Source organism: Occallatibacter sp. (genome assembly GCF_036502485.1).
Classification (GTDB): Bacteria; Acidobacteriota; Terriglobia; order Terriglobales; family Acidobacteriaceae; genus Telmatobacter.
The window spans coordinates 1-8,210 of record NZ_DASXYM010000064.1; the positions used below are offsets into that span (position 1 = coordinate 1).

General features: G+C 58.6%; 12 protein-coding genes. 2 read left to right on the forward strand and 10 right to left on the reverse strand.

Annotated elements, in window-relative coordinates; translation table 11 throughout:
* Positions 1–154: 154 nt before the first annotated feature.
* From VGL22_RS09855 to VGL22_RS09875, 5 genes are all read right to left on the reverse strand, one after another.
* Positions 155–1,375 carry a vWA domain-containing protein gene (locus VGL22_RS09855; protein WP_465266742.1) on the reverse strand — a complete coding sequence of 407 codons (1,221 nt, stop codon included), beginning with the start codon at positions 1,373–1,375 and terminating at the stop codon, positions 155–157.
* The gene (locus tag VGL22_RS09860; protein ID WP_465266743.1) at positions 1,372–2,307 is read right to left on the reverse strand and encodes a hypothetical protein; all 936 of its coding nucleotides are present in this window, start codon (positions 2,305–2,307) and stop codon (positions 1,372–1,374) included. The genes VGL22_RS09855 and VGL22_RS09860 overlap by 4 nt, the downstream gene beginning before the upstream one ends.
* Positions 2,304–3,314 (reverse strand): AAA family ATPase, encoded by a 1,011-nt coding sequence (locus VGL22_RS09865; protein WP_465266744.1) that lies wholly within the window; start codon positions 3,312–3,314, stop codon positions 2,304–2,306. Before VGL22_RS09865 ends, VGL22_RS09860 begins: the two co-directional genes overlap by 4 nt.
* A gap of 97 nt (positions 3,315–3,411) precedes the next feature.
* A complete protein-coding gene (locus tag VGL22_RS09870; protein WP_465266745.1) occupies positions 3,412–3,873 on the reverse strand; it encodes a type II toxin-antitoxin system VapC family toxin in 462 nt (153 codons plus the stop codon).
* Entirely contained in the window at positions 3,870–4,130 is a 261-nt protein-coding gene (locus tag VGL22_RS09875; RefSeq protein ID WP_465266746.1) for an AbrB/MazE/SpoVT family DNA-binding domain-containing protein, read from the reverse strand. Before VGL22_RS09875 ends, VGL22_RS09870 begins: the two co-directional genes overlap by 4 nt.
* 142 nt (positions 4,131–4,272) lie before the next feature.
* On the opposite strand from VGL22_RS09875, the gene VGL22_RS09880 reads away from it, so the two are divergent.
* Together VGL22_RS09880 and VGL22_RS09885 are read left to right on the forward strand one after the other, a co-directional pair.
* Positions 4,273–4,593 carry a hypothetical protein gene (locus VGL22_RS09880; RefSeq protein WP_465266747.1) on the forward strand — a complete coding sequence of 107 codons (321 nt, stop codon included), beginning with the start codon at positions 4,273–4,275 and terminating at the stop codon, positions 4,591–4,593.
* Between the two features lie 137 nt (positions 4,594–4,730).
* A complete protein-coding gene (locus VGL22_RS09885; RefSeq protein ID WP_465266748.1) occupies positions 4,731–5,081 on the forward strand; it encodes a hypothetical protein in 351 nt (116 codons plus the stop codon).
* Positions 5,082–5,140: 59 nt separating this feature from the next.
* Here the strand turns inward: VGL22_RS09885 and VGL22_RS09890 are convergent, their stop codons facing one another.
* From VGL22_RS09890 to VGL22_RS09910, 5 genes are all read right to left on the reverse strand, one after another.
* The gene (locus VGL22_RS09890; RefSeq protein WP_465266749.1) at positions 5,141–5,671 is read right to left on the reverse strand and encodes a PRTRC system protein E; all 531 of its coding nucleotides are present in this window, start codon (positions 5,669–5,671) and stop codon (positions 5,141–5,143) included.
* A 35-nt stretch (positions 5,672–5,706) separates the two neighbouring features.
* Positions 5,707–6,030, reverse strand: coding sequence for a hypothetical protein (locus VGL22_RS09895; protein ID WP_465266750.1), 324 nt, complete (start codon positions 6,028–6,030; stop codon positions 5,707–5,709).
* A 69-nt stretch (positions 6,031–6,099) separates the two neighbouring features.
* Positions 6,100–6,903, reverse strand: a complete 804-nt coding sequence (locus VGL22_RS09900) for a PRTRC system ThiF family protein (protein ID WP_465266751.1) — start codon at positions 6,901–6,903, stop codon at positions 6,100–6,102.
* Position 6,904: 1 nt separating this feature from the next.
* Entirely contained in the window at positions 6,905–7,609 is a 705-nt protein-coding gene (locus VGL22_RS09905) for a PRTRC system protein B (protein ID WP_465266752.1), read from the reverse strand.
* Positions 7,560–8,210: hypothetical protein (locus VGL22_RS09910; protein WP_465266753.1), on the reverse strand; the 651-nt coding region annotated here is incomplete at its 5' end. The genes VGL22_RS09905 and VGL22_RS09910, both read right to left, overlap by 50 nt.

Sequence of the window (8,210 nt, forward strand, 5' to 3'; positions counted from 1 at the left end):
GCAACAGGCTATGCAAATGTGGAAAGCAAAAAGCGCTTCCCACATTCGCACAGCCTCGACGACTGCTGCGGGCTGAATTTGCAGCTAAACTCAAACCCGAGTGCTCTCACTTACCCGGACTAACCGAAGGGGGCAGCTCACCGGCCCTCTGGGACTAGGCCGCCTGCATCGGGATGACTTCGCCGAATGGCGCCTTCCGGCTTCCGGTCGAAGCCCATAGGACGGGATAGGCGGGAGCGGATGGTGGGAATGAGCCATACAGATCTGTCAGAAAGACGAGGGTCTGCGGCAGAATCCCGTGCTCTTCGAGCCAATCAAAGCATGGGCCAAATTCGGTTCCTCCGCCCCCGACGGGGTCAAGGTGAACCGGTTGGCCGGACGAGTACGTTTCCACCTTCTGCACCTCTGAATCGAAGTAGAGAACATGGACCCGCTCCGGCCGCTGGCCGTCGAGAATCGAACGCAACTCGGCCTCAAAAAGCCTCAGTTGCCGTCCATTCACAGAACCCGAGCAATCGACGGCGATCGCGATCTCCCCGACGCCCTCGCGCACCACTCCCGGCAAGTAGAGACCGGCCCAGACATGACGGCGGTTGGGGCGCATCCAGCAATAGTCAGCCGGCGCCGTATCCGACCAGAGCCGGCGTAGCAATTCTCGCCAATTAACCGCCGCCTCTGCCGCCCCATCCAGGATTCGGTGGAGGCCGGCCGGAACCTTGCCCGCCTGCCGGGCAACTGTCGTGGCCTGGTTGACCGCCACATCCCACTTCCTCGCCTGTTCTTCGATAGTTGAGGTTTCCTCGTCCGGTGGTGGCGCGTCGAGCACCTGGCCTATCCCGCCTTCGGTAACGGGTGTGGAAGGTGAGTTTGAATCGCTGTCACCTGATTCTTCCCCTGTCGAATCCTCTCCTCCGTGCTCGTCGTCTCCATCCTCTTTGCCCGAGTCCTGCTCTGCTTCCGATTCCGATTCCGATTCAAGAAGGTTGTAGATTTGCTCCGCACTCATCCCACGAAAGCGGTTATCGATCAAAACCCCATCAGGCAGGCTGAGTCCGGCGTCAACAAGCAGGGGATTGATGGCGAAGTCACAAGCTACGTTCCACCGTTTCGGATCGCGACCGGAGCGGCGTACATGATGGTGCAGTGCCGGGTGCATGACCTCGTGCGCCAGGGTTCCGGCCAGAGTCGCGGCGTTCAGAGTCTCAACAAAATCGGGGTTGTAGAAGAGCGACACTCCATCCGTAGCCATCGTTTGAATCGACCGGCACTCGCGCCCCTTCAATCGAAACAAAAGCGAGCCGAAAAAAGGATGGTCCAGGATGAGAGATGTGCGAGCTTTCTGAACACGCAGTGAGGTTGGCGTCTCATGTCTCATGCTGCTGCAGGCGCCTCCATATACGCGGACATGCGGTTGAAGATGTCGTCGGCGCTCGGGGTCTCAGCGGGTTCTGCCGTTTCGCGGCTCCGCAACAGGCCATCCATTTCGGCAACGATGTTGGCAGCGTCGGCGGCCGTGGTGACGCGCAGCAGGTCATGCTTCTTGAGGTCCTGAGCGGAGTAATTGCACAGCCGCTCTTTGACTTGCTCCGCAAAACGGTTGAGGTCCGAGTCGCCATTGACGTTGAGCCGCGGCAGGATCTCCACGAGGTCCAGGACATTGGTGACCAAGGAACCGTGGAAGCGCGACTCCGGCTCATTGAGCCGATCGACCATGTGAGCGACCACCTCGCGCAGCCGCTTCCAGAGGTCTTCAGTTCCGCGCATCAGCGATTCGCGGACGTTGGCATCGATCTCGCGCGAGACCCGCGCCCGCTCCTCGGCCGACATCTGGACACGGAAGTCGGCGCCAGACGGGATGGGCAGCACTTCGAGCTTGACGCCGAACTTCTTCCGCAGCTTCTCTGCGGACGGATAGTCTTCCTCGCGGAAGAGCCCGTTCAACTCCGGCCTCACCTGCTCGATGTACTGGGGATAGACGCCGAGAAAGCTTTCCACTCCCTGCTCGAAGCCGGCCTCGAACTCGCGCATCCGCGCCATGAGATCGAAGTAGAAGTTCGCCGGCAGGAGCCGGAACCCTTCGTCGGACCACGGCAGGGTGATCTTGTAGAAATGCTGCCGGATCTGCCCGGCGAGCGTGCGGAGCTCATCCAGCTTGTCTGCGCTGCGCAGGAGCTGCTTGTTATAACGGCCAGCGCCCTGGTGTGCCCCATGTTGGTCCGCGACATCGCGGCTAACCTTTCGGTCGTGTTTGACGGCCGTCCAGATGCTGATGTGGACGGCGGCGAGCATTGCGCGCTCAGTAATCATTGGATGACCTCCCGGTAATCCACTCCGAAGCGAACGAATTCCGGAGTGTGTGTTATGGCGGTGTCCCGCGCCGCCGCATCACGCATTGCCATCACTCGCATCTCAGTCGGCATCCGGTCGAGATACGCGATTCCTCTCCCTACCGAGGTGTCGCTCAAGGCCCTCCCCAGGGCGGTAGCGATTGCGATTTGCGCTGAAGGCTCTGTGGGAAGCGCCGCCGTCGTGGGGTTTAGGAGGATTTCGTCAATCGAAGGCAACTGGCGAAACAGCCGGATGAAAGCGACTAGCTCTGAAGCCGCCGCCGGCCCGACGGTGCCATCCAGAAGCTGCGCCTCAAACTCGCTGGTTCCGGAGAGAAACTGCGTCTTCTGACGGCGGGCGATCCCGCAAAGCACCTGCGATGCCATCTCCCAGGAACGCGGAGTGGGCCAGGCGTTGGCGTCCGACGTCGCATCCGACGTATGCAGAAGCTCGGGTTTGAAGCGCAGGAAGGCGATAATTTCGGGACGGACATGGGCCTTCACCGCCCACCGGCACCAGTCGTCGAGATCCGGTTCAAGGTCTAGATGAACGAATCGGTTGCGCAGCGGTCGCGGCATTGCAAAATGGACTCCACGCTCGGAGGCCGGATTGCCGGCGGCGATGACAACCCAATCAGCGGGCAGCGTATATTCACCGAGCTTTCGGTCGAGCACCAACTGGTAGCAACCCGCCTGGGTCATTTGCGGTGCAGAGGTCAACTCATCGAGAAAGAGAATGCCTTTGCCTGTCGTCGGTAGAAATCTGGGCGGAACCCACTCTGTCTGATCGGCCGAAATGCGGGGCAGTCCCCGGAGATCGACCGGGTCAAGCTGCACGGCGCGCACATCAAGAAAGTCGTAGTCCAGATCCCTGGCGACCTGGGAGACGATCTGTGATTTGCCTACTCCGCACGCACCCCAGATATGCAGAGGCACACGTTCGCCGATCAGCGCGTGAAGCGCCTCGTAAAGCTTCGATGGTTTCATGGGGATTTCCTCGGGAAGGGGAATTCAGCCGGATATGTCGCGATTCAATGGAAGAGCGGAAGCAGAATCAACCAGGTTCTAAGAACCCGTGGCACCTTTAGATAGGATTGTTTTTAGGAGCGAGGACTTCGACTTTGGGAAAGTAGGTGCGGTAGCGGGCGTCATCACGCGTGAGCAGCGCAAGCCGATCAACGGCGGCGTGCGCGCCAATATAGAAATCGGGCAGAGGCGTCGTTCGCACTCCGCCCCGTTTCCGGTAATCGAGGAAGCACTTGCCTGCCATAAAACCTGCCTCCCAGGGAAGGTGCGCTCTTTCAAAAATGCGAATGGGAAGCGCGGCATTCAAGGCTTCGATGGTGTGAAATCCGATCGATACTTCTGCGTAGATGATGGGATTGATCACGAGCGCCGCGTGTTCAGCGCATTCGGCAAGGGCGCTGCCCGACCACGCTGCCCATTTCGGATCTTGAGTGGCGATGTCCAGCAGGATATTGCTGTCAACGAGGATGCCGTTGCAATTGGCAAGCCGCGCGGCAATGTTGGCCAGAACCGGCTTCACTTTTTCGTCCTCCCGCTTCGGCTGCCTCCGCGCGTCAGTGCCATAATCTCGTCGGTGGACATTCGGGCATCAGCAGCACCGCTCAGGGCGCTGAGAGCGCTTCGGCCTCGTGCTCCCAAGGCCTTGCTACGATGAACTTTGCGGATGCGGGCATGATCGTCAGCCAGCTCGAATTCGACTTCAGTATGCGGAAGAAGCCCGAGGCGAATGCGAACCTCTTGCGGAATCGTGACCTGTCCTTTGCTGGTAATCTGCATGGCATTACTCCTACCAGTAAGTGTAATGCTGATTTCGACGACTAGCAACAAAGCAGGATTGCCGGGTGGTGGGTCAGTTTGAAATTCACGGCTGGCGCTTCTTGCGTTAGCCGGCAGTGACCATGTTTGATAGAATCCCGCGATGAATCGACTCGTGCTAGGACTCTTGCTGGGACTGGCCGCTGGCATCGTTGATGTCCTGCTCATGCTCCCGATGAAATTTCCCGACAAGCCCACGGCCTTAGCTGGTGCATTCTTCAGCCGCTTCGCCATCGGATTCCTTGCGGCAAATGTGAAGTTGCCTTTTCATCCCGCATTAGCCGGAGCACTGGTCGGACTACTCATCAGCATTCCAGACGCGATTATCACGAAAGCCTATACACCTGTCCTGATTACAGGAGTGATCTTCGGCGCTCTGTGCGGATGGGCCGCTCATGCCTGGGGGGTGTCGATTTCAAACTGACCCACTACCGGATTGCCGTCGTATCAAGAACTGCGGCAAATTGAACGAATGGCTCAGGGAGACCCGCCAGCTCAGAGCCTGACCTGATATCAGACTCCAACATTGAAATCATGTTTGGCTTTGCGTAGCCTTCAGAAATGGCTAAGCTCTCTTTCACTCTGAGAATCGACCAAGAAGACCGAACTGCCCTGGAGCACATCGGTGAACTCGAGGGGCGACCCATCGAACAGTTGTTGACGGAGGCGATCAAGAGTTACCTCAATCAGCGGAGCCCCAGGGGAGCCAGCCTCGAAGCGGGGCTGTCAGCGCTTCAAAAGTTTTCTGCGAGTGACCCTGGGTTTGAGCGTGCTATCGCCGCATTTGTGGATGCCGAAGCCTGCTTCGAAGACCCGATTGAGGGCAAATCGTTAGAAGGACGGTTCGATGGACGGCAGTTCCAGCCTGCGGGCCCGGTCCAGAGCAAGATCCGCAAGCTTCTCGACGCCTGAAACGGCCCCCGGCTCCACGCGAATCTGGGCCATGTCCTCAACCAAATCGTTCGGTCGTCCTAAGCCGCCTCATCCAGTTCGACGTCCTCGTCGATCTGGTCGTCTTCTTCGAGTGCCCCGAGAATCTCCTCATTATCTTCCACGTCAGCTGTGGCCGCGGAAGTTGCGGATGCGGGCGCATCGAAGAGGCTGGCAGTCTTCGGAGGTTCCAGCTTTACTGGCTGGGCGGACTTCGGAATCTCTTGAGCGCCGGTCTCCGGCTTCGGAGGTTCCTTCTTCGCCGGTGCCTTGGTCTTTGAACGGGCTTCGGCCTGCGCGGTCTTCGCAGCCGCATCCATCTCAGCCTTCGCCCTGTCCAGGGTGTTCTTCAATTGCATGTGAGCTGAGACGAAATCAACCAAAGTCCCCGGCAGATCCCGGTCAAGCTCTTCGGCCGTTCCGGTCACGGTCAACGGCGTCGTGAGAGCGGCGTTCTCGCCATCCTTGAGCTTCTGCGGGATGACGTTCATGCGAATCTGATCTTCTTCGATGGAGGTGACGGTCAGCAGAACGGCGCGCTGCCGCAGATACGGAGCAAGCTCTTTGAACATGGATGTCTCCTTGACGTGTTATTTGGGGCGAAATGTTATTTGGGGCGAGGCCCTCTTTTGACCGGCCCCTTGAGTTCCGGATCGTCCCAATGAATGGTGAAACGTCGTCCCAGCGCCCGGCTTTCCTGATATTCCCTTGGGTCGTGATCTCGCTTCCATAAGAGGCGGTAAACGGTATCGACCGCCGACTTCATGATCGATTTCATCTCGTCGTCGGAGATGTGCGAGACCTCCGCTTTGCCGTTGCATGCCGGGCATGGCGTTCCGGCGTGCAAGCCTTCAATCGGACCGTTGCGAAATGCCAGTGCAACCAGCGCCTTTGCTTCTATTGCGAGATCGGGATCGAGGGTCATCTTCATCGGTAGTCTCCAATACCCTTTGAAGCACAGCTTAACTTCCTCAAAAGAATTTCACCTAGACGTGATTGCCTAATGAATTCTTCTGGTCCGTCTCTTTGTCTTCGACCAAAGTGCGGGATCGACGGGCAGCGCGCACATCTGTCCCGTTTTCGCATTGAAGAAGGCGCCGTGATGGGTCAGCTTGCCGTAGCGAAACAGCTGAGCCATCATGGCAAGAGCGCTCGACGCCAGAGTCTGATTGATGAATGGCTCCTGCCGGTCAAGGGCTTCAACGGCCGAGCAGCTCGGCAAGGGATCCTCACCAGCCTCAGCATCGACAATCTCCGGGTAGAGTTCGCTGACCGTTCGCAGGCGGATCGCCTTCCTGCGATTGCGCGCATTCAGGGGCTGACCAAGAACATATTGTCCGCTGGCCGCATTATTCCCAAGATCGAGCCAATAATAGGTCTGGCTCAAAGTCCGAGAGAAGGAATCCTCAATGGCTTTTCGCGCGCTGCGCGTATCGACGCAACCGATCACAAGATCCGGGCACCGGTCATAACCTCGCTCAAAAGAGCGTGGATGAAAGTGATTCGGGATCGCCGACCAGTTCGTGCCCCAGAACAAGTTGATGCGGTTGATCAGGACAGTGGCCTTGTTCTGGCCGATGTCGGAGGCCGAGAAGGGCTGCCTGACGCAGTTGGTTTCAGAAACCGTGTCGGCGTCCATCATGGCAACCTCGATGCCGTATCGATGGCCCCATACACGCATTGCCTGATCGAGATACGGCAGTCCCATGACGATGGCGCTGCCCGTGCCCCCTGCGCCAATCACCAGAACTCGGACGGCGCGCTGGTGGAGCAGGCCTGGCGGAAGTGTGTGCTCAATCCGCATACTACCCCCTCTCACCGCGAACGAACTGCGCCAGCGTCTGGGGCAACTGGATCAGTGTTTCAACCGGAAACATTTTGCGTTTATCGAGGCCGCTCCACAATCCCTCAAATCCTCCCGCATGGCGGGTCAAGCGGCCCACATTGGCGTGTGTGAACGCGCTTTCGTAGAAGCCGTGCTCCCATTCGGAAATGCTTTTCACGGAGGCGGCATCGGGGTGGCGCATCGTGCCAATGCAGACGCGTCCATCCTCCGAGAGATTCCAGAAGGGAGCGACAGCCAGTTTCGTTCCTGCGCCCGGTCGCTTGTTATCCATCAGTGCCCGAATCTTGAGATCGCCGCCGTCAACCCGCCACACCAGAGGAGGCTGTGGGAAGAACCGGCCATTCAGCTCCGCGGCCTTCCCTTCAGAATTCTGGTAGAACATCTGCCGGCGGCAGCCACAAGTCCACCACACAATCGTGCGATCGCTCTTGGCGAGGATATGTTCTGGCAGCACTTCGGCTGTCGATCCCCCATAAAGCGAACGCACGAGCGATTCGATAAAGGCGACGGTGAGAGGCTGGGCCGGTTCGAGAGTAGGCGGAGCATTCTTGTGGAGCATCACCTGGTGCCGGGTCACGAAGCTGCGCTGCCGATCTCCGTAGACCAGGAGCGCTTCACGCAGCTCGAAGCGCTGGTTCTCTCCGATTGAGACATGTATCTCCATCGCATTTCTCCCAGTCTTGAAACTCCTCCACCAGCCGGAAGAGCTCATGGTTCAGCGCAACAAACCTCCCGACCGCGCGCACCGCGCGTCGGACCTCTTCCTGCTTGTGCGGAGAAAAGATCACACCCAGAGTCGGCTCCGAGCTTCCCTCCAGCATGTATTGGCCTTCTTCATCAAAGCAGGCGACGATGGCATCATGTTCCTTGAAGGCCACCACCAGCGACGGCAACGGAATGCCGTCGTAGCCACCGTCCTCTCGAAAGGATTGGTCCTGTCGCAAAGGGATCCGCGAGAGCAGCTGAATTTTGCGCAGTCGCTTAATCCAGCTGCCGTACCGGCCGCTCCCGTGTTTCGAAAGCAGGCGACGGGCCTCCGTGATGGCGCTTCGATGATCGCGCTTCAATGTCCTTCGAATGCACTCCGGCAGGGCCTTCTCGACTTCGGGAAACTCGTATTGGCTGCGATTCTCTTCGTCTTCCTCTGCGTACTCCCGCATGCGCTCTTCGTACTGCAATGCGTCGTCGTGGTTATAGATCCGCATTACTCGATAGAGTGCGTAGGTCAAGGTCCAATAGAAGGCCGCGCCCAGTCCTTCCTCTTC